The organism is Pseudomonas sp. UFMG81, assembly GCF_015354575.1.
In the GTDB taxonomy this organism is placed as follows: Bacteria; Pseudomonadota; Gammaproteobacteria; order Pseudomonadales; family Pseudomonadaceae; genus Aquipseudomonas.
This window is the reverse complement of record NZ_JACAFQ010000019.1, coordinates 50,284-69,925: the sequence shown is the minus strand read 5'-3', so window position 1 is coordinate 69,925 and position 19,642 is coordinate 50,284. Positions and strand designations below refer to the sequence as shown.

Below are 19,642 nucleotides of genomic sequence, written 5' to 3'. Positions count from 1 at the left end.
TGGTGGGGAACAAGGCGCCTAGTGTGCCAAGGCTTTGCCTGGCTGCAAATGATCAAGCCCGGCCGAAGCCGGGCTGGTTGCGCGCATCAGCAATCAGCTGATGCGGTGGCCGTTGGTGCGGTCGAAGCCATCTTCGGCGAAGCGCTGGCCGTTAGTGCGGTCGAAACCATCTTCGGCGAAGCGCTGGCCGTTGGTGCGGTCGAAGCCATCTTCTGCGAAGCGCTGGCCGTTGGTGCGGTCGAAGCCATCTTCGGTGAAGCGTTGGCCGTTGGTGCGGTCGAAACCGTCTTCGGCGAAGCGCTGGCCGTTGGTGCGGTCGAAGCCGTCTTCGGCGAAGCGCTGGCCGTTGGTGCGGTCGAAGCCATCTTCGGTGAAGCGTTGGCCGTTGGTGCGGTCGAAACCATCTTCTGCGTAGTTGGCCGATTGGCTCTGCACGGCGGCGAAGGTGTGCGCGCTAGTGCGGTTGAAACCGTCTTCGGCGAAAGCGCCGGTGGCCAGTGCGGAGAGGGCGAAGGCGAGGATCAGTTGGTTTTTCATGGTCGTTGCTCCGGGGATGTCGTTGGGGTTGTTTGTTTCTATGGATTCAATGCTACGCCGATTAATTTGATTAAAAAGCGCAAAAAATAGCGCTTAAAAATCGATTAATTCGATGTTTGTGGGCAAGGCTTTCCCTGTGGGAGTAACTGTCTTGCTCATTTTTTGTAGGAGCGGCCTTGTGCCGCTAAAGGGCTGCGAAGCGGCCCCAGGTTTTTGCGTTCCCGTATCAATTGCTGGGGTTGCTGCGCAGCCCTTTCGCGGCACAAGGCCGCTCCTACAGGTGACGTGCAAGCTTCAGGGTGGAAGCCGGCTTGCTAGCGATAGGGCCCTCAGCCGTTAGAGTGTTTTCAAGCCGGCTCCCGCAGAAGGTCATCGTTGAGCACAGGATGGGTGTTGGAAATTAATGGGCAGTTAAAGCCCAACGCATTTTTCATACACGCCCAACCAATTTTTCAGGCTCCGCTCTTCACCATCGCCGCACCCACACCTGGAGCGGCACAACGATGAACAAACTTCCGCACATCACCCTGGCCTTCTGGGTCATGAAGATCTGCGCAACCACCCTGGGGGAGACGGCGGGCGACTTGCTGTCGATGACCCTGAACATCGGCTACGCGATGAGCTCGCTGCTGTTGATCAGCGTGTTCCTGCTGACCCTGGTCACCCAGCTTTACTCGCGCCGCTACAACCCGATGCTCTATTGGCTGGTGATCCTCTCCACCAGCACTGCCGGTACCACCATGTCCGACTTCATGGACCGCACCCTGGGGCTGGGTTATGCAACAGGTTCGGCGCTGCTGATCGGCATCCTGCTGCTGACCTTCGTGGTGTGGCGCTTGAGCGGCAATCCGCTGGATGTCACGCGCATCAAGAGCCGCAGCGGCGAGCTGTTCTACTGGGTGGCGATCCTGTTCTCCAACACCCTCGGCACTGCGCTGGGCGACTACCTGGCTGACGACTCGGGGCTGGGCTTTGCCGGCGGTGCGCTGTTGATCGGCTCGGCAATCGCCGTGGTGGCGGCTGCCCGCTACTGGACGAAAATCTCCGGCGTGGTGTTGTTCTGGATCGCCTTCGTGCTCACTCGCCCATTCGGTGCGACCCTGGGCGACGTACTGACCAAGAGCCACGAAAAGGGCGGGTTGGACTTCGGTACGGTGGGTTCGTCGATGGTGCTGGGCGGGGTGCTGCTGGTGCTGGTGCTGGCGGCCACGTATTACCAACGTCGCCAGCCGCTGCCAGTCATGGAGCGTTTGTGAGCTGCCAGGCTCAGAGAGCCTGCGCCTTGATGGTGTAGCGGGTACTACGCCCGCCACCCGGTTGTCGAGCCAGGCATCCCTTGTCCAGCAGGTCGGCCAGATGCCGGGTGGCAGTGGCCTTGGAAACCTTGGCCACAGCCTGGTACTGGCTGGCACTGATACCGGACTCGAAACCACGAGGCCCACCGTCGAGCAGGCGATTAAGTACCTTGACCTGTTCGGGCAGCAAACCGTCGGCGCGGTGGATAAGCCAGAAGCGTGCCTTGGCCAGCACCCGGTCGATGCGCAACAGCGCTTGCTGAAGGCTGCGCAGCAAGGTGGCAAGGAACCAGGCCAGCCAGCTTGTGATGTCCAGGCCGCCGCGCTGGCTGCTTTCCAGTATTGCGTAATAGCCGGCCCGATCCTCGAGGATGCTGCTGGACATGGCGTAGAAACGGACCGCTCGCTGCTCGCCCTGGGCCAACGCCAGGTCTGTGATGGCGCGGGTCAGGCGGCCATTGCCATCGGCGAAGGGGTGCAAGGTGACGAACCAGAAATGGGCGAGCCCTGCACGTAGCAGGGGGTCGAGTTGCCGATCGTTGCGGCTGCGCTCGAACCAGTCGAGGAACTGCTGTACCTGCTGCTCAAGGCCCGTACGCGGTGGTGCCTGGAAATGCACCCGAGGTTTGTCGGTGCGCCCTGATACCACCTGCATCGGTGCGTCGTCACGCCAGTCGCCAACGGGCTGGGCAGGTGCGAGCGAAGGGTCATTCTCGGGGAACAGCCAGCGATGCCAAAGGAACAGGCGCTGCTGATCCAGCGGGCGAACATAGCCCATGGTCGCATCCACCATCAGTTCGGCCAGGCCCTCGCTGCGTGTCGTGGTTGTTCCCAGCTCGCCAATGCCAAGCCGGCGGGCCAGGGAAGAGCGTACGGACTCCACATTGAGCTGGTCGCCCTCGATGGCCGAGGACGTGACAATGTTTTGCAGCAGCGTGTCGAGTGTATCGAGGTTGGCATTGGCCTCGGTCACCGCCCCTGCTCTGCCCAGCAGGCAGCCCTGCGCTTGGACACAGTCCCTGAGCAAGGGTGTGAGTTGCGACGGGTCCCAATGAAAGTCGGGCCAGTCGGCCTGCTGCCAGATCCAGAAGGCGTCTGCAGCAGTGTGCTCTTTTGGCTTCATGAGCCGAATACTAGCGCTATTCGGCTCATCTGGTGAGCCGAATAGCGCTATTTATTCGGCTCACCACCCACAAAAAAGGGCGCCTCGTCATACGAGGCGCCCCTTTTACATTCGGCGGATACGGATCAGTCAGTGGTGATCCGCGAATGCTGCTTGGTGTCCTTCATGGTCGCGTACACCAGCAACGAGCAGGCGATGCAGCCGGTGACATACCAGTAGAAGCCGGTTTCCATGCCGTTGCTCTTGAACCACAGGGCCACGTATTCGGCGGTGCCGCCGAAGATCGACACGGTCAGGGCGTAGGGCAGGCCGACACCCAGGGCGCGGATCTCGGTGGGGAACAGCTCGGCCTTCACCACGGCGTTGATCGAGGTGTAGCCGCTGACGATGATCAGCGCGGCCATGATCAGGAAGAACGCGCCCCACCAGGTCTGCACGGTGTGCAGGGTGCTGAGGATCGGTACGGTGAACAGGGTGCCGAGCACGCCGAAGGCGATCAGGATCGGGCGACGACCGATCTTGTCGGACAGCCCGCCGATGATTGGTTGCAGGCACATGAACAGGAACAACGTGGCCGCCGAGATGGTGGTCGAGTCGCTGATGCTCATGCCCACGGTGTTGACCAGGTACTTCTGCATGTAGGTGGTGTAGGTGTAGAAGGCCAGGGTGCCGCCCATGGTCAGGCCGACCACGGTCATCAGCTCTTTGGGATGGCGCATCAAGGTGCGCATCAGGCTTTCTTTGGACTTCTCTTTCTTGGTGAACGAAGCAGTCTCTTCCATGCCGCGGCGCAGGTACAGCGCGACCACTGCGCACAACGCGCCGATCACGAAGGGTACACGCCAGCCCCAGGCATACAGCTGCTCGGTGGTGAGGGTCTGCTGCAGGATGATGAGCACCGCCAGGGCGATGAGCTGGCCGGAGATCAGGGTCACGTACTGGAAGCTGGAGAAGAATCCACGGCGCTCCTTGCTGGCCATCTCGCTGAGGTAGGTGGCCGAGGTGCCGTATTCACCGCCCACCGACAGGCCTTGCATCAAGCGCGCGACCACCAGCAGGATCGGTGCGGCGACGCCGATGGTTTCGTAGCCGGGGGTGAGGGCGATGACCAGGGAGCCAGCGCACATCAGCAGCACCGAGGCCATCAGCGCGGCCTTGCGGCCCTTGCGGTCGGCGTAGATGCCCATCAGCCAGCCCCCGATCGGGCGCATCAGGAAGCCCACGGCGAAGATCGCGGCGGTGTTGAGCAGTTGTGCGGTGGTGTCGCCGGCGGGGAAGAAGGCTTTGGCGAAGTACAGCGAGAACGCGGCGTAGACGTACCAGTCGTACCATTCGACCATGTTGCCGATGGAGCCACTGAAGATCGATTTGAGGCGGCTGGCGGTGGATTTTTCCGCGGCGGGCGCAACGGCCGCCCCGGTGGGCAGAGTGCTGGCGTTATCCATCAGGGATACCTTCTCGTTGTTTTTGTGGAGCGCGCTCGGGGCGCAGCTTGAGAAGGGTTTTGCAGGAGCTGTGCCAAATGGGTGCGCAGCGATCCATTTGGGGGCGCCTTGCGCCCCATCGCGGCACGAGGCCGCTCCTACAGGCCTTGCAGTGCCTGGGTTTGCGCGATCCCTGTAGGAGCGGCCTTGTGCCGCGATGGGCTGCAAAGCAGCCCCGGCGATCCAACAAGCAATAAGCGAACTTCCGCTCATCTCTCCGAATCAATAAGCGGAATTCCGCTCATTCGCTGCCGAGAAAATCCTCCCGCACCAGCCCATGCCGCTGCATCTTCTCGTTCAGCGTGCGCCGCGGCAGTTGCAGCGCCTCCATCACCCCCTTGATTTCCCCCTTGTACTGGCGCAGCGCCGCACGCAGGCACTGGGCCTCGAAGGCTTCCATCTGCTCGACCAGCGACTGCCCACCCGGCAATGCCTCGAGGTTCGGCGAGTCCAGCCCCAGCGCATGCCGCTCGGCGGCATTGGCCAATTCGCGTACATTGCCCGGCCAGTCATGGGCCAGCAGCTGCGCCAGACGTCCTCCGCTGACTGTTGGCGCGGTCCGCCCCAAGCGTTCGGCGGTGGTGCGGGCAAAGTGCTCGAACAACAGCGGGATATCCTCCCGCCGCTCGCGCAGCGGCGCCAAACGCAGTTCGGCGACGTTGAGGCGGTAGGCCAGGTCCTCGCGAAAGCGCCCGGCGCGGGCCTCATCGAGCAGGTCGGGCTTGGTCGCGGCGATGATCCGCAGGTCGACGTCGATACTCTGGTTGGCCCCCAGGCGTTCGAGCTTGTGCTCCTGGATCACCCGCAGCAGCTTGGCCTGCTGGGCCAGCGGCATGCTTTCGATCTCGTCGAGGAACAGCGTGCCGCCGTTGGCGTATTCCAGCTTGCCGATGCGTTTGCCCTGGGCACCGGTGAACGCGCCGCTCTCGTGGCCGAACAGCTCGGCTTCGAACAGCGCTTCAGGGATGGCCGCACAGTTGAGTGCGACGAAAGGCTTGCCGGCGCGCGGGCCAAAATCGTGCAGGCAGCGGGCCACGCGTTCCTTGCCGCTACCGGTTTCGCCACGGATCAGCACGTTGACCGGCAGGCTGGCCAGGTCCAGCACCTGCCGGCGCAATTGCTGCAAGCCTTGGGACATGCCGAGCAAGGTGCTTTCCAGCTGCGTCTTGAGGTCGGCCTGTTCGTGCAACCGACGGTTCTCCAGTACCAGTTGGCGTTTTTCCAGGGCGCGGCCGAGGCTGCTCATCAGGTGTTGCGGGGTGAAGGGTTTTTCCAGGAAGTCGTAGGCGCCGTTGCGCATCGCTTCGACCGCCATCGGCACGTCACCGTGGCCGGTCAGCAGGATCACCGGCAGCCCGGGATCCTCTTTTTGCAGGCGCTCCAGCAGTTGCATGCCAGACAGGCCGGGCATGCGCACATCGCTGAGGATCACCCCAGGGAAGTTGCGCGGCAGGTGCGCCAGGCATTCTTCGGCGCGGGCGAACAGCTGCACGCTGAAGCCCGACAGGCTCAGCCACTGTTCCACCGCGGTGCGGATACTGGCTTCGTCATCGACGACGATCACTGAATTCAACATACCGGCTCCAGGTCACGGGGCAGTGTCAGGCTGAAACGCGCGCCACCCGGCAGGTTCTCGACCTGCAAGTGGCCACCGGCATCGGCGACGATGCCATAGGAGATCGCCAGGCCCAGGCCCAGCCCTTCACCCACCGGCTTGGTGGTGAAGAACGGGTCGAAGACCTTGGCCAGGTCGGTCTCGTCGATGCCGCCGCCGGAATCGAGCACGCTCAGGCGCCACTGTTCGCCTTCGGTTTCGATGCGGATCTCCAGGCGTTTGTAGCGCTTGTCGGCCATGGCGTCGAGGGCATTGCGCAACAGGTTGATCAGCACCTGCTCCAGGCGGATCGCGTCGCCGCGTACCCAGGCCGGGCGTGCCAGGTACAGGGCCACTTCGACGTCTTCGGCGCGGATGCGGGCGTCGAGCAGGTGCAGCGCCTGGTCGACCACGCCGGCCAAGTCCAGCCGCTCGCGCAGGCCGCCGGGGCTGTTGCGGGCGAAGGTCTTCAGGTGGCCGGTGAGCGCGGCCATGCGCGTGAGCATCTGCTCCAGTGGTTCCAGGGCCTGGCGCGCCTGGTCGTGGCGACCCTGGTCGAGCAGCAGGCGCAGGGTTTCCAGTTGCATGCGCTGGGTGGTCAGCGGCTGGTTGATTTCATGAGCCAGGGCGGCGGACATCTGCCCCAGCGCCGCCAGCTTGGCCGATTGCACCAAGCCCTCCTGGGCGGTGCGCAGTTCGCGGGTGCGCTCCTCGACCTGGCGCTTGAGTTCTTCGCGGCTGCGTTGGCGCAGGCGGGCCAGGCGCAGGCGCTGGCTGACGAACAGTGCGGCGAACACCAGGGTCAGCCAGATCGCGGCGGCGGCCAGGGCAGCGTTGCGCCCGTCCTCGGCGACCTGTGGCTTGCGCAGCAAGTGCAGGGTCCAGCCTTCGGCTTCCAGTGGCAGGCTCTCCCACAGGTACTCGGCGGTGCCGTCCGGGCTCTGCACACGGGTCAGGTGGCTGTTGTCGGCGAAGCGGGTCAGGGCCTGGTGCTGCAGCGGCACCAGGGGCTGCTTGTCGTACTGACGGGTTTCGGCCAGCTCGGCGCGGTCGGCGCTGCTCAACGGTTGCAGCTCGCGGTAGCGCCAGCCGTCCTGGTTGGCGATGAAGGTGATGCCACGGGCATCGCTGACCAGCAGGATGTCGTTGCCCTGGCGCCATTCGCGCTCGAGCTCCGGGAACTCCAGTTTGACCACCATGGCGCCGAGGAAGCGGCCGTGTTCGTCGTTTACCGCGCTGGCCAGGAAGTAGCCCGGCACGCCACTGGTTACACCGACCGCATAGAAGCGGCCGCTACCCTGGCTGCGGGTCTGTTTGAAATAGGGGCGAAAGCCGTAGTTGGAGCCGACATAGGTGGTCGGCAGGCGCCAGTTGCTGGCGGCGATGGCAAGGCCCGTGCGGTCGAGCAACTCCAGCGTCGATGAGTTGGCGGCGCCGTTGATGCGTTCGAGCTTGCGGTTCAGGGCGTCCTGCACCGGTTCGGTGACCGGGCCGCGCAGGGCGTCGATCAGCTCCGGGTCCAGCGCCAGCACGGCGGGCAGGGCGCGGTAGCGTTCGATCAAGGTGTGCAGGGCGTTGGCGTACAGGCCAAGCTGCTGGCTGGCGCGGCGCGCGTCGGTCTGCATCGCCTCGCGCTTGGCCTGGTGCATGGCCCAGCCGGCGCTGAGCGCGGTGCCGACCAGGATCAGCAGGATGATCAGCCCCAGACGCAGGGCGCGGAAGGAAGAGGGCATGGACCGGATCCTGGTCATGGGGTGTCAATGAGGGCCCCATCGCCGGCAAGCCGGCTCCCACAGGTACGGCACGATCTCTGTGGGAGCCAGCTTGCCGGCGATGGGGCCGGTACGGCTTACAGCAGTTCGAAGCTCTGCTGCTGCACCGTCTGCGAGTCGAAACCGACCTGGACATTGAACTGACCAGGCTCGGCCACCCGCTGCAACTGGCCATTGTAGAACTTGAGGTCTTCTTCAGTGATGTCGAAGGTCAAGGTGCGTGCTTCGCCGGCCTTGAGCATCAGTTTCTGGAAGTTCTTCAGCTCCTTGACCGGGCGGCTGATCGACGCGCTCTGGTCCTGGAGATACAGCTGCACCACGGTCTCGCCGTCACGCTTGCCGGTGTTCTTCACCGTGACCTTGGCCTTGAGCGTGCCACCGCGCTTGAGCTCGGTGCGCGACAGGGTGAGGTCGGTCAGGTCGAAGCTGGTGTAGCTCAGGCCGTAGCCGAACGGGTACAGCGGGCCGTTGGGCTCTTCGAAGTACTGCGAGGTGTAGTTGCCGGGCTTGCCGGGGGTGAACGGGCGGCCGATGCGCATGTGGTTGTAGTACATCGGGATCTGCCCGACCGAGCGCGGGAAGGTGATTGGCAGGCGGCCCGACGGGTTGTAGTCGCCGAACAGCACGTCGGCGATGGCGTTGCCGCCTTCGGTACCGCTGAACCAGGTTTCCAGGATGGCGTCGGCCTGTTCGCGCTCCCAGGCGATCGACAGCGGGCGGCCGTTCATCAGCACCAGCACCAGCGGCTTGCCGGTGGCCTTGAGCGCCTTGATCAGCTCGCGTTGCACCGCCGGGATTTCCAGGGTGGTGCGGCTCGACGACTCGTGGGACATGCCACGGGACTCGCCCACCACGGCGACTACCACATCGGACTGCTTGGCCGCCTTGACCGCTTCGTCGATCAGTACCGCGGCCGGGCGTGGGTCGTCGACGATTTCCGGCGCGTCGAAGTTGAGGAAGTTGAGGTAGTCGAGCATGGCCTTGTCGCCGGTCACGTTCGAGCCCTTGGCGTAGACCAGCTTGGCCTTGCCTTCGACGGCGCGGCGCAGACCTTCGCGTACGGTCACCGAATGCTCGGGTTTGCCGTCGGCAGCCCAACTGCCCATCATGTCGATCGGCGCGTCGGCCAGCGGGCCGACCAGGGCGATGGTGCCGGCCTTTTTCAGTGGCAGGGTCTGCTCGCGGTTTTCCAGCAGCACCAGGCTGCGGCGCGCCACGTCGCGGGCGGCCTCGCGGTGCAGGCGGTTGTCGGCGTAGTAGTCCTTGACGTCGGTCTCGGGCGTGCCGATGCGCACGTACGGGTCCTTGAACAAGCCCATCTCGTACTTGGCGCCGAGCACTTCGCGCACCGCCTGGTCCAGTTCGGCCTGGGTCACTTCGCCGGACTTGAGCAGGCCCGGCAGCTCTTCGCCGTACAGGGTGTCGTTCATGCTCATGTCGATGCCGGCCTTGATCGCCAGCTTGGCCGCCTCGCGACCGTCCTGGGCCACGCCATGGCGGATCAGCTCCTGGATGGCACCGTGGTCGCTGATGGTCACGCCCTTGAAGCCCCACTCCTTGCGCAGCAGGTCGTTCATCAGCCAGGTATTGGAGGTGGCCGGCACGCCGTTGATCGAGTTCAGCGCCACCATCACCCCGCCGGCACCGGCGTCGAGGGCGGCGCGGTAGGGCGGCAGGTAGTCGTTGTACATCTTCACCGGGCTCATATCGACCGTGTTGTAGTCGCGCCCGCCCTCCACCGCGCCGTACAGGGCGAAGTGCTTGACGATGGCCATGATGCTGTCGTGCTCGGCCGGGCTCTTGCCCTGGAATGCGCGAACCATTACCTGGCCGATCCGCGCGGTGAGGTAGGTGTCTTCGCCGAAGCCTTCACTGGTGCGGCCCCAGCGTGGGTCGCGGGCGATGTCGACCATCGGCGCGAAGGTCATGTCCAGCGAGTCGGCGGCGGCTTCGATGGCCGAGGTGCGGCCGACCTTGGCCACGGCGTCCATGTCCCAGGACGAGGCCAGGCCAAGGCCGATCGGGAAGATGGTGCGCTCGCCGTGGATGGTGTCGTAGGCGAAGAACATCGGGATCTTCAGGCGGCTGCGCATGGCGGCGTCCTGCATCGGCCGGTTCTCGGGAGCGGTGCGCGAATTGAAGGTGCCGCCGATGCGCCCGGCGGCGATTTCCTCGCGGATCTTCTCGCGGGGCATTTCGGGGCCGATGCTGATCAGGCGCAACTGGCCGATCTTCTCGGCTTCGGTCATCTGCCCGACCAGGTGGTCGATGAACGCCTGCTTGTCCTGCAGGGGCGGGGCGGGGGTGGCGGCAAGGGCCGCCTGACTGGCGAGGCCCATGGCCAGGCCCAGCAAAGACAGTTTCATCATCAGTTCCGTTGTCGAGTGGGGCGTTTTTCCGAGAGGATTCGTACGCCTGTTGTTAGGGAGTCTGCTGGCGATCTTGCGGCGCAATCGTCCATGCTCCAGCGCAGCCGCGGATTATGCCTTATATGAAGCGCTTGTTGAGATACACTCTCGCCACCCCGATGCCGGGATAACAACGATAAGAACGCTCGAGAGACGATGGCATGACCGAATACGAACAGCGCCAGATCGCCGAGGCGATCGCCCGCGCCGAGCGGCGCACCGACGCGGAGCTGGTGACCGTGCTGGCCCGGCGCGCCGATGACTACCCTTATCTACCCTTGCTGTGGGCCGCGCTGCTGGCGCTGGTCATTCCGTTGCTGCTGCACCGCTGGCAGGGCGGCATTGGGCTCAATGGCCTGCTGCTGGCGCAGATGTTGACGTTCATCGCCTTGTGCCTGCTGCTGCGCCACCCCCGCGTGGCCGCCTGGCTGGTACCGTCGATGCTGCGCCGCCGGCGCGCCTCGGGCCTGGCCCGGCAGCAGTTTCTCGAACTCAACTTGCAGCGCACCGCTGGCGCCACCGGGGTGTTGATCTTCGTCAGCGAGGCCGAGCGGCACGTGGAGATCCTGGTCGATGAGGGGATTGCCCGACACCTCCCCGAGCACGCCCGCGAGGCGATCGTCGCGCGGTTCACCGAACAGGTTTGCCAGGGCCACACGCTACAGGGCTTCGTCGATTGCATCGAAGCCTGTGGCGAGCTGCTCAGCGAACATGTGCCGCCGACCCACGCACGCAACGAACTGCCCAACCGCCTGGTGATCCTCGACTGAGCCGCGCCCATCGCGAAAACCTTCGCGATGGGCCGTCACCCACGTAGAATGCGCGGCATTGCGCAACGCGCTCCCCGCATTCCGAGGCACCTGCTCCCCATGTCTTCCTCAACAAACGCAAGTACCGCGCCGGATGCGCGCGCCCAGTTCCTGAGCCTGCTGGCCGATGCCCTGGCCGATGGCAGCCTGGGCAAACTGGTGCTGGCTCGCCATGTCGGCGCCGACCAGAGCCTGCAACGGATCATCGCCAAACCGGTGCAGCTCAAGGGCGAAACCTGCCTGCAACTGGTGTACCGCCACCAGACCCGCGACCTCACGCGCAACCTGCCGCTGGACCAAGCACAGGCGTTGGTTGCCGAACTGTTGCCCGAGAGCTTTCGCAACGCCCACCTGTACACGGGCGCGGGCGAAGTGCAGCTGGAGTTCAGCAAGAAAGGCAAGCCGATGCTGCGCCGCCACCTGGCCCAGCCGGCCAAGCGCGAAGCGGCGCCGGCCGGGCATGACCGGGAGAAGAAGCGCTACCTGGAACTGTCGCGGCCTTTCCTGCGCGATCTGGGGGTGACCGATGCACAGGGTGCGCTGATCCCCTCGATGTCGCGCAAGTGGAAGCAGATCAACAAATTCATCGAAGTCTTCGACCATGCCTTGGCCGGTGCACCGGTGGCGGCCGATCAGCTGTTGCGGGTGGCCGACTTCGGTTCCGGCAAGGGCTACCTGACCTTCGCCATGCATGACTACCTGCGCAACACCTTGGGGCGCGAAGCGCAGGTCACCGGCGTGGAACTGCGCCCGGACATGGTCGAACTGTGCAACGGCGCCGCCGCGCGCCTGGAGCATCCGGGCCTGGTGTTCGAGTGCGGCGACGTGCGCAGCGTGGTGCCGGAGGCCATCGAAGTGATGATCGCCCTGCATGCCTGCGACATCGCCACCGACTATGCCATCCACACCGGCATCCGCTGCAACGCGGCGATCATCATGTGCTCGCCGTGCTGCCACAAGCAGATCCGCCCGCAACTGCACAGCCCGGGCCTGCTGCAGCCAATGCTGCAGTACGGGCTGCACCTGGGGCAGCAGGCCGAGATGCTCACCGACAGCCTGCGCGCGTTGTATCTCGAGGCCTGTGGCTATGAGACCAAGGTATTCGAGTTCATCTCGTTGGAGCACACCAACAAGAACAAGATGATCCTTGCGGTGAAACGCCGGCAGCCACAGGACAACGCTGCGCTGCTGCAGAAGATCGCCGAGCTCAAGGCGTTCTACGGGGTTCAGGAGCACTGCCTGGAGAGCCTGTTGCAGGCGGATGGGCTGATCGCTGGCTGATTGGACGAGCGGGTAGCGGAATGTTCTGCAGTTGCGATGGGACTCTTCCGGAAGAGTCGCCATGCGCGAAAAAGCGCTTCCAGCCTGCCTAGGCTGGTTTGGGGAAGACGTTCGTCGGCGTCTTCTGGTTGTCACTCGACAACCGATATTCCCATGACCATACTGGAGCGCACTCGATGTCCCGTCCTACCCATCCAAGCAAGGAAGTCGAGCAGACCCTGAGATACGCCGAGGCGCAGGGCTGGAGGATCACGGTAGGGGGCGGGCATTGCTGGGGGCGGATCTACTGTCCCCTTAATGATCGTGAATGCCGCTGTGGCGAGTTCTGCATCACCAGTGTGTGGAGCACACCTAGGCTTGTACGAAAAGTCGCCGAGCGGCGATCAGGCAAGGCGAAAACAGGCGAGGAAGCGGAGTTTACTGGCTGTAAATGAGCATTCCGAGCCTGTTTTCAACGCAGCATGATCGTCGCGCAGGCACTTTTCGTACAAAGCCTAAGAATCCAGGCACCTTTGCCCGTCAATTGCGCCGCGTAGTGGACAACTGCACCTCGAACCGCGGCAGCAACCACCCGCATGTGGAGCAGCAGTGATGGAATACCAATTCACCCTCAAATACCAACTGACCGGCGACGAGGATATCGACGCGTTGGTCGAGCGCCTGGGCGCGGCCGGCTGCGATGATGCACTGGTCGGCATCGGCCAGCCGGGCCGCCTGGCCCTGGCTTTCGCCCGGCAAGGCGAAAGCGCCAGGGACGCCATGCACAGCGCCCTGGCGGATGTTCAGCGCGTGGTGCCGCATGCCCGCTTGATCGAAGCCAGCCCCGACCTGGTCGGCCTGACCGATGTCGCGCAACTGATGGGCGTGACCCGGCAGAACATGCGCAAGCTCATGCTCACCCATTCGCACAGCTTTCCAACGCCCATCCACGAAGGCACCACCTCGCTCTGGCACTTGGCGGACATCCTCGCCTGGATGCAGATGCGGGGGACCTATGCCGTGGCCCAGGACATACTGGAGCTGGCGCTCGCGGCCATGCGGGTGAATGTCAGTACGGCCCACGAGCGGGTGTACGGCGGCCAGGAAGCCTGAGCAAACATCAGCGCGCTTACCGCGCGCTGATCATCAGTTCGACCTGCCCCAGCGGATGGCTTTGCGCGTTGAAGAAGTGCAGTGGCACCCCGTCCAGGCCGGCGAACCGCTCGGTGAAGTGCTGCTTCTGATTGACGATCGACGCCTCGCTCAAGGGGCGGATGGCAATCGCCAGGTGTTTCGGGCGCGCCTGGCGGATGGCCTCGACCAGGTGCTGGTCGCTGGCGTCCAGGTGTTGGCCGAACAGGCAAAGCCCATCACGTTCAGCGGCCAACTGCCCCAGGCACCAGCCGAGGTAGTCCGAGTGGCGGATGGCGCGCAGTTTCTCATCGCTGCGGTCTTCGTTGATGAACAGCGGCACCTCGCCGGGGATATTCACCGCGACGCCGTCGAGCAGTTCGGCGCTTTCGGCGCTGCGCTGGCGGGTTGATCCGTCCGGCAGCTTGAGCAGATGCAGGCCGCCATGCAGGTGTATCACCCGTGTTCCTTTTGCGCGGGTGCGGCGCACATCGAAGAAGCCCTGCTCGTCGAACAGCGCGGCAAAGCCCTGCGGCGCATGCTGCATGGCCCAGGGCAGGATCAGGTCGTAATTGCTGGTGTAGACGCTGCGATAGCCGCGCAACGCCTGGTTGATCGTCGCCAGGGTGCTCGCCGGCATCAACGCCCAGGGCAGGTGCACGGTGCGCACGGCATGGATCAGCGCTTCCTTGATCGAGTAGTAGCGGTTCAGCGGCGCGGTGGAGCTGATGGCCAGCGCGGCGTTGGCGCGCACCGTGTGGTTGAGGGTGCTCAACACCGGCTCGAACAGTTCCGTGCCCAGCGACTTGAACAGCGCCTGGTCGCTGACCGCCAGGCCTTTCTTGCGCCCGGCGCGCTGGGCCTCTTCGTACAGCGAGAAGTAACCGAATGGCTTCCACAGCGCGCGGCTGGCGCCATTGCCCAGCAGCAGGGCGGGGCAGGGGTGGCGCTGGTTGAGGTCGGCCCAGGCGGGCAGGTGGACGTCGAGTGCGGGCATGGTGGGTCCGATGGGCGTGGCTCAAAACGCGAGGACTTTAGCATGTCATGCAAAGTGTGAGAGGCTCGCCGCCCACGGACCGTATTGGATTGAAAAGGATTCCCCTGCATGTACAAGCCTCAGTTCCAGGCCTTCGCCCTGGCCACCTTGCTGGCCACTACCGGCGCCCATGCCGCTGATGGCAGCCAGCTTGCCGCCGCCCAGGGTATTGCATACCCGGCGGTAATCGCCCACCGCGGTGCTTCGTTCGACGCCCCCGAATCCACTACCGCAGCCTACCTGCTGGCCCGCGAGCTGGGGGCCGACTACCTGGAGATGGACCTGCAGCGTACCCGCGACGGTGCCCTGGTGGTGGTTCACGACGATGTGCTGGGGCGCACCAGTGATGTCGCCGAGCGCTTCCCCGAGCGCAAGAACAGCCCGGTCAGTGCCTTCACCCTGGCCGAGCTCAAGTCCCTGGATGCCGGCAGCTGGTTCAACAAGGCCTACCCCGAACGGGCCCGCAACGCTTTTGTCGGGCAGCGCATCCTCACCCTCGACGAAGTGATCGACATTGCCGAGGGTGACCCGCAACGCCACCCCGGCCTGTACATCGAGACCAAGGAACCCGCCCAGTTCCCCGGCATCGAGAAGGACCTCAAACAACGCCTCGAAGCCCGTGGTTGGCTCGACAAACCGGGCAAGGTGGTGTTGCAGACCTTCGACCGCAACAGCCTCCAGCTGCTGCACGAGGCCATGCCCAAGGTGCCGAAGATCCTCCTGCTGTGGGTGGCCAAGGGCAGCATCGAACCGGCCTCGGGGCAAACCTTCGTTGAGTCGGGTGAACGTGACAAGTCGGCCTTCTATGCCCGCCAGCACCCCAAGGACCGCGCCGAGTTCGAACGCTGGCTGGACTACGCCAAGCAAGGCGGTGCCATCGGCACCGGGCCCTCGGCGGTGCGCAGCAACTTGGGCGAGCAGAGCTATTCGGACTTGATCCAGCCGTGGATGAACCAGGCCACCCACGACCGCGGGTTGCTGGTGCACGTCTATACCCTCGATGACGCGGTGGACTTCAACAAAGCCATGGCCGCCGGCGTGGACGGCATCTTCACCAACCGCGCCGGTGAGTTGATGCGCTTCTACGGGCGTACGGTGCAGGGCAGCGAGGCCACGCTGTTGGGCAAGCTCGGCTATTGAGTGCAGAGGGGGCTGCCCAGCAGCCCCAGATGAAGCTGGCGATGGCCGAATGACATGTGTGAGAATGATAGGAATTCCTATTAAGCGATTCCTGCACAGCCATTCGCAATGACCTCCCTATCCACGCCCTGGATCACCCAACCGCCGCTGGCGGCGGTGGTCGACGACCTGCTGGCGCATTACAGCGACCTGCGCCGATACCTCTGCGGGCGCTTGCGCAACCCAGACGACGCCGCCGACATTGCCCAGTCCAGTTTCGCCCAGGCGTATGCCCATGCACTCAACGCACCGGTGATCAATGCCCGCGCCTTGCTGTTCCAGGCCGCGCGCAACCTGTGCATCGACCAGTACCGGCGGCGCAGTACCGAGCTGGCGGCACTGGAGGACTGGCTGCTACGCGCCGAGCCGCTGAGCCCCAGCGTGGAAGACATCATCATCGCCCGCGAGCAGTTGCAGCAACTGATCGCCCGGATCGAGCGCATGCCCAGGCTGCGCCGCGAAGTGTTCGTCCGCGTGCGCCTGCATGGCCATAGCCATCGCGAAGTGTGCGCGGCGCTGGGGCTGTCGGCAAAGGCGGTGGAGCTGCACATCGCCCGGGCGGTGTTCGACCTCTCCGAACTGAGATTGGCGGCAGGCCATGATTGAGCCGGCATCGCCGCGCAAGGTGCAGCAGGCCTTGGCGTACCTGGCGGGGTTGCAGGGGGATGACCCTGAGCGCGTGCGCAAGGTCGATGGTCAGGCCCGGCAGTGGCGCGGCAAGAGCGTGGAACATGAGTGTGCCTGGCAGGAAGCCGAGCAGCGCTGGCAGATGGTCCACCGCCTGGCGCCGCAACTGCGCGGCGCGATTCAGCCGCAGGCCTGCGACCCAAGCCGTCGCCGGCTGCTGCGCCAAGGGAGTGCTATGGCAGTGCTGCTCGCCGCTGGCGGCTGGCTGGGCTGGATGTTCAAGCGTACCGCGCCGTACCGGCAGGACGTACAGACCGCCCACGCCCAAACGCCTCGCACATTGGCGCTGCCCGACGGCAGCCAGGTGCTGGTGGCGGCCGAGAGCAACCTGCGGGTCAACTTCGACCACGGCGAGCGGCAGGTCCTGCTGCTGCACGGCAATGCCTTCTTCGATGTCGCCCACGAACGGTGGCGCCCCTTCCAGGTCAGCACTCGCCTGGGCCTGGTGCAGGTACTGGGCACCGCCTTCAGTGTCAGCGACCGGGGCGGCCGGGTGCAGGTGGCGGTCGCTCGCGGGCGAGTGCAAGTGCGCGACCTGCGCGGTGGCGAGCAGATCCTGCAAGCCGGTGAGCGCGTCTGCCTCGATGAACAGGGCCGCCTTGGCACCCTGCGCGCCGGCGGCCAGTTCGGCCCGGACCCAGCGCACTGGCAGCGGGGCTGGTGGTCGTTCACCGACCAGCCACTGGCAGAGGTGATCGGCGAACTCAACGCCTATGTGGCCAGGCCGCTCGACCTCGACCCGGGGGCAGCCGACTTGCGCCTGACCGGCAGTTTCCCCAGTGACCGGCCCGAGGTGCTGCTGGAAGCCCTGCCACGCATCCTGCCCGTCAGCATCGTGGAACAGGGCGGGCAGCGCCTGATCGTACGGCGCTGAAACCGCCCGGGAATTTCTTTGAGGGGTAAAGCGAAGGTGCCGCGTCATCAGCTGTGAACCCACCTTCTGCAAGGACAGATCATGTCGCTTCCCTCCACCCGCTTCCCCGGCACCCTGCGGCGCTTGGCCCTGGCATGTGCCGGCCTGCTGTCGACTGGCCTGGCAATGGCCGACAGCCAGCCGCTGGCCCTCGACCTGCCGAGCCAGCCGCTGGAAACCACGGTGCACGCGCTGGCCCATGAGTCCGGCGTGGCCATCGCCGCCGACAGCCGCTTGCTCGCCGGCCGCCATGCCCCGGCCCTGCACGGGCGCTACACGGTGATGCAGGCCCTGCGCCAACTGCTCGCGGGCAGCGACCTGGTGGCGGTGGAAGAGAACGGCGTGATCATCCTGCGCGGTAGCGCCGAGGAGGGGGCGCTGACGCTGGGCGCGACCACGGTCAATGCCAGTGCCTTCAATAGCGACCTGCCCGAGGCCTACAGCGGCGGCCAGGTGGCCCGTGGTGCGCGCATCGGCATGCTGGGCAACCGCGACATCATGGACACGCCGTTCAGCGTCACCGCCTACACCGCGCAAACCATCGAGAACCAGCAGAGCGGCACCGTTGGCGCGGTGCTGCGCAACGACCCGTCGATTCGCTTCAGCACTGGCGAGGGCCATGCCTACGAGAACTTCATGATCCGTGGCTATGCCCTCGACTCCACGGAGCTGGCGATGAACGGGCTCTACGGCCTGGCCCCCGACGGCCACGTACCCACCGAGTTTCTGGAACGGGTCGAAGTGCTCAAGGGCCCTGGTGCGTTGCTGACCGGCATGGCGCCCAACGGTGGCGTGGGCGGGGTGGTCAACCTGGTGCCCAAGCGGGCCGGGGATGCGCCGCTGACCCGCCTGACCACCAGCTACGTGTCCGATGGCTATGTGGCCGAACACCTCGATGTCGGTCGGCGTTTCGCCGACGGCCGCTTCGGTATCCGCTTCAACGGCGTGTACGGCAGCGGCGACACCGGCGTCGACGAGCAGTCCAAGGACCGCACACTGGCCTCGCTGGCGCTGGACTACCGGGGTGACGACTTCAAACTCGCACTGGACGCCTACGAAAGCCACGAGAAGCTCGACAACGGCAGCCCGATGATGGCCGGCTTCAGCGCGCTCGGCCATGTCACCCAGGCGCCCAAGCCAGACACCAATATCCTCGAAGGCATTGATGCCAAGCAGGTCAGCAAGGCGGTGATACTGCGCGGCGAGTACCAGCTGGACGATCACTGGAGCGCGTTCGCCAGTGTCGGCGGCGCGCGCACCCGCTACGACGGTTTCCTCAACGGCACCCGGGTGGTGGTGAACAAGGCCGATGGCACCGCCACCGGCGAGACCTACAACCAGGCCGGCTACACCCACAGCCTGTCCACCGAGGCGGGCCTGCGTGGCGACTTCATGACCGGGCCGGTCAGCCACCAGCTGGTGCTCAGCACCACGCTGCTGCACCAGGACATCGGCCGGGCGCCGACGGTTACAGGCCGCAAGTACAAGACCAACATCTACCACCCCGGCAAGCCGATCATCGCCGGTGACCACGGCAGCAACGACAAGACCGGCGACAACACGCTGTCGAGCTTTGCCGTGGCCGACACCCTGGGCTTCGTCGATGACCGCGTGCTGCTCACCCTCGGCGTGCGCGCCCAGCGCGTGCGGCAGAAGATGAGCGAGCCGTCGTACGACGAGCGCAAGCTGACCCCGGCCCTGGGTATCGTGCTCAAGCCCTGGGAGGCACCGGTGTCGCTGTACGCCAACTACATCGAAGGCCTGACCCAGGGTGGCATGGTCACCGATGTGAAGGCGGCCAACTACAACGAGCAGTTCGCCCCCTACGTCGCCAAGCAGATGGAGGCCGGGGTGAAATGGGACCTGGGCGACTTCACCCACACCCTGGCGCTGTTCCAGATCGAAAAGCCGAGCATGATCTACGACAAGGCCAGCAACCGGTACAACGATGACGGCGAGCAGCGCAACCGGGGTGTGGAATGGACGATGTTCGGCGAGGTCACGCCGCAGGTGCGCCTGCTCGGTGGCGTGACCTACACCCGCGCCGTGCTGAGCAAGACCGCCAACGGCGCCATGGACGGCAATACCGCCCGGGGCGTGCCGGCCTGGTCGGCCAACCTCGGTGCCGAGTGGGACCTGCCCTGGGTGCAGGGCCTGACCCTGACCGCGCTGGGCATCCACAGCAGCTCGCAGTACCTGGACAGCGCCAACCAGTTGAAGATCCCGCAGTGGACCCGCTACGACCTCGGCGCACGCTACGCGACCAAGGTGCTGAGCAAGGACGTGACCCTGCGCGCCAGCCTGGAGAACGTCGAGAACCGCGCCTACTGGGCCGGGGTGTTCAACGACGGCTATGCCACCGTCAGCGAGCCGCGTACCGTCAAGCTGTCCGCCAGCATCGACTTCTGAGGTGG

The 19,642-nt window shown here is 65.0% G+C and carries 16 protein-coding genes; 9 read left to right on the top strand and 7 right to left on the bottom strand.

Annotated features, from left to right (window positions below):
* Nucleotides 1-93 precede the first annotated feature (93 nt).
* On the bottom strand, nucleotides 94-537 hold the full coding sequence (locus IX761_RS16160; protein ID WP_194790571.1) for a heme utilization protein: 444 nt from the start codon (nucleotides 535-537) through the stop codon (nucleotides 94-96).
* Nucleotides 538-1,040: 503 nt separating this feature from the next.
* Between IX761_RS16160 and IX761_RS16155 the strand changes: the two genes are divergently transcribed.
* Complete coding sequence (locus IX761_RS16155; protein WP_194790570.1) at nucleotides 1,041-1,793, top strand: hypothetical protein; 753 nt, start codon at nucleotides 1,041-1,043, stop codon at nucleotides 1,791-1,793.
* Nucleotides 1,794-1,803: 10 nt separating this feature from the next.
* Here IX761_RS16155 and IX761_RS16150 read toward each other — a convergent pair whose 3' ends face one another.
* The 5 genes from IX761_RS16150 to bglX all read right to left on the bottom strand — a co-directional run bounded on the left by IX761_RS16150 (nucleotide 1,804) and on the right by bglX (nucleotide 10,174).
* Complete coding sequence (locus IX761_RS16150; protein ID WP_194790569.1) at nucleotides 1,804-2,955, bottom strand: Fic family protein; 1,152 nt, start codon at nucleotides 2,953-2,955, stop codon at nucleotides 1,804-1,806.
* Between the two features lie 125 nt (nucleotides 2,956-3,080).
* Nucleotides 3,081-4,400, bottom strand: a complete 1,320-nt coding sequence (locus IX761_RS16145; protein ID WP_194790568.1) for an MFS transporter — start codon at nucleotides 4,398-4,400, stop codon at nucleotides 3,081-3,083.
* Nucleotides 4,401-4,680: 280 nt separating this feature from the next.
* A complete protein-coding gene (locus tag IX761_RS16140; RefSeq protein ID WP_194790567.1) occupies nucleotides 4,681-6,015 on the bottom strand; it encodes a sigma-54-dependent transcriptional regulator in 1,335 nt (444 codons plus the stop codon).
* Nucleotides 6,009-7,766 carry a sensor histidine kinase gene (locus IX761_RS16135; protein ID WP_194790566.1) on the bottom strand — a complete coding sequence of 586 codons (1,758 nt, stop codon included), beginning with the start codon at nucleotides 7,764-7,766 and terminating at the stop codon, nucleotides 6,009-6,011. The genes IX761_RS16140 and IX761_RS16135 overlap by 7 nt, the downstream gene beginning before the upstream one ends.
* Nucleotides 7,767-7,882: 116 nt before the next feature.
* Nucleotides 7,883-10,174, bottom strand: coding sequence for a beta-glucosidase BglX (gene bglX / locus IX761_RS16130; protein WP_194790565.1), 2,292 nt, complete (start codon nucleotides 10,172-10,174; stop codon nucleotides 7,883-7,885).
* A gap of 200 nt (nucleotides 10,175-10,374) precedes the next feature.
* On the opposite strand from bglX, the gene IX761_RS16125 reads away from it, so the two are divergent.
* From IX761_RS16125 to IX761_RS16115, 4 genes are all read left to right on the top strand, one after another.
* Nucleotides 10,375-10,983, top strand: coding sequence for a TPM domain-containing protein (locus tag IX761_RS16125; RefSeq protein ID WP_194790564.1), 609 nt, complete (start codon nucleotides 10,375-10,377; stop codon nucleotides 10,981-10,983).
* Between the two features lie 99 nt (nucleotides 10,984-11,082).
* On the top strand, nucleotides 11,083-12,303 hold the full coding sequence (locus tag IX761_RS16120) for a class I SAM-dependent methyltransferase (protein ID WP_194790563.1): 1,221 nt from the start codon (nucleotides 11,083-11,085) through the stop codon (nucleotides 12,301-12,303).
* Between the two features lie 176 nt (nucleotides 12,304-12,479).
* Nucleotides 12,480-12,737 (top strand): hypothetical protein, encoded by a 258-nt coding sequence (locus tag IX761_RS27655; protein WP_416366791.1) that lies wholly within the window; start codon nucleotides 12,480-12,482, stop codon nucleotides 12,735-12,737.
* Between the two features lie 157 nt (nucleotides 12,738-12,894).
* A complete protein-coding gene (locus IX761_RS16115; protein WP_194790562.1) occupies nucleotides 12,895-13,395 on the top strand; it encodes a helix-turn-helix transcriptional regulator in 501 nt (166 codons plus the stop codon).
* A gap of 16 nt (nucleotides 13,396-13,411) precedes the next feature.
* Here IX761_RS16115 and IX761_RS16110 read toward each other — a convergent pair whose 3' ends face one another.
* Nucleotides 13,412-14,410: a DUF4917 family protein gene (locus IX761_RS16110; protein ID WP_194790561.1), complete on the bottom strand. Its 999-nt coding sequence runs from the start codon at nucleotides 14,408-14,410 to the stop codon at nucleotides 13,412-13,414.
* 108 nt (nucleotides 14,411-14,518) lie between these two features.
* Between IX761_RS16110 and IX761_RS16105 the strand changes: the two genes are divergently transcribed.
* From IX761_RS16105 to IX761_RS16090, 4 genes are all read left to right on the top strand, one after another.
* Nucleotides 14,519-15,589: a glycerophosphodiester phosphodiesterase gene (locus IX761_RS16105; protein WP_194790560.1), complete on the top strand. Its 1,071-nt coding sequence runs from the start codon at nucleotides 14,519-14,521 to the stop codon at nucleotides 15,587-15,589.
* Between the two features lie 108 nt (nucleotides 15,590-15,697).
* Nucleotides 15,698-16,234, top strand: a complete 537-nt coding sequence (locus IX761_RS16100) for an RNA polymerase sigma factor (protein ID WP_194790559.1) — start codon at nucleotides 15,698-15,700, stop codon at nucleotides 16,232-16,234.
* Nucleotides 16,227-17,189, top strand: coding sequence for a FecR family protein (locus IX761_RS16095; RefSeq protein WP_194790558.1), 963 nt, complete (start codon nucleotides 16,227-16,229; stop codon nucleotides 17,187-17,189). Before IX761_RS16100 ends, IX761_RS16095 begins: the two co-directional genes overlap by 8 nt.
* An 81-nt stretch (nucleotides 17,190-17,270) precedes the next feature.
* On the top strand, nucleotides 17,271-19,637 hold the full coding sequence (locus IX761_RS16090; RefSeq protein ID WP_194790557.1) for a TonB-dependent receptor: 2,367 nt from the start codon (nucleotides 17,271-17,273) through the stop codon (nucleotides 19,635-19,637).
* The last annotated feature ends 5 nt before the right edge of the window (nucleotides 19,638-19,642 follow it).

Bases quoted from the DNA above. Each gene is read 5' to 3' on its own strand.
- IX761_RS16120 (WP_194790563.1), top strand. From the start codon at position 11,083: ATGTCTTCCTCAACAAACGCAAGTACCGCGCCGGATGCGCGCGCCCAG.
- IX761_RS16155 (WP_194790570.1), top strand. From the start codon at position 1,041: ATGAACAAACTTCCGCACATCACCCTGGCCTTCTGGGTCATGAAGATC.
- bglX (WP_194790565.1), bottom strand. From the start codon at position 10,174: ATGATGAAACTGTCTTTGCTGGGCCTGGCCATGGGCCTCGCCAGTCAG.
- IX761_RS27655 (WP_416366791.1), top strand. From the start codon at position 12,480: ATGTCCCGTCCTACCCATCCAAGCAAGGAAGTCGAGCAGACCCTGAGA.
- IX761_RS16140 (WP_194790567.1), bottom strand. From the start codon at position 6,015: ATGTTGAATTCAGTGATCGTCGTCGATGACGAAGCCAGTATCCGCACC.
- IX761_RS16110 (WP_194790561.1), bottom strand. From the start codon at position 14,410: ATGCCCGCACTCGACGTCCACCTGCCCGCCTGGGCCGACCTCAACCAG.
- IX761_RS16125 (WP_194790564.1), top strand. From the start codon at position 10,375: ATGACCGAATACGAACAGCGCCAGATCGCCGAGGCGATCGCCCGCGCC.
- IX761_RS16135 (WP_194790566.1), bottom strand. From the start codon at position 7,766: ATGCCCTCTTCCTTCCGCGCCCTGCGTCTGGGGCTGATCATCCTGCTG.
- IX761_RS16095 (WP_194790558.1), top strand. From the start codon at position 16,227: ATGATTGAGCCGGCATCGCCGCGCAAGGTGCAGCAGGCCTTGGCGTAC.
- IX761_RS16150 (WP_194790569.1), bottom strand. From the start codon at position 2,955: ATGAAGCCAAAAGAGCACACTGCTGCAGACGCCTTCTGGATCTGGCAG.
- IX761_RS16090 (WP_194790557.1), top strand. From the start codon at position 17,271: ATGTCGCTTCCCTCCACCCGCTTCCCCGGCACCCTGCGGCGCTTGGCC.
- IX761_RS16105 (WP_194790560.1), top strand. From the start codon at position 14,519: ATGTACAAGCCTCAGTTCCAGGCCTTCGCCCTGGCCACCTTGCTGGCC.
- IX761_RS16145 (WP_194790568.1), bottom strand. From the start codon at position 4,400: ATGGATAACGCCAGCACTCTGCCCACCGGGGCGGCCGTTGCGCCCGCC.
- IX761_RS16160 (WP_194790571.1), bottom strand. From the start codon at position 537: ATGAAAAACCAACTGATCCTCGCCTTCGCCCTCTCCGCACTGGCCACC.
- IX761_RS16115 (WP_194790562.1), top strand. From the start codon at position 12,895: ATGGAATACCAATTCACCCTCAAATACCAACTGACCGGCGACGAGGAT.
- IX761_RS16100 (WP_194790559.1), top strand. From the start codon at position 15,698: ATGACCTCCCTATCCACGCCCTGGATCACCCAACCGCCGCTGGCGGCG.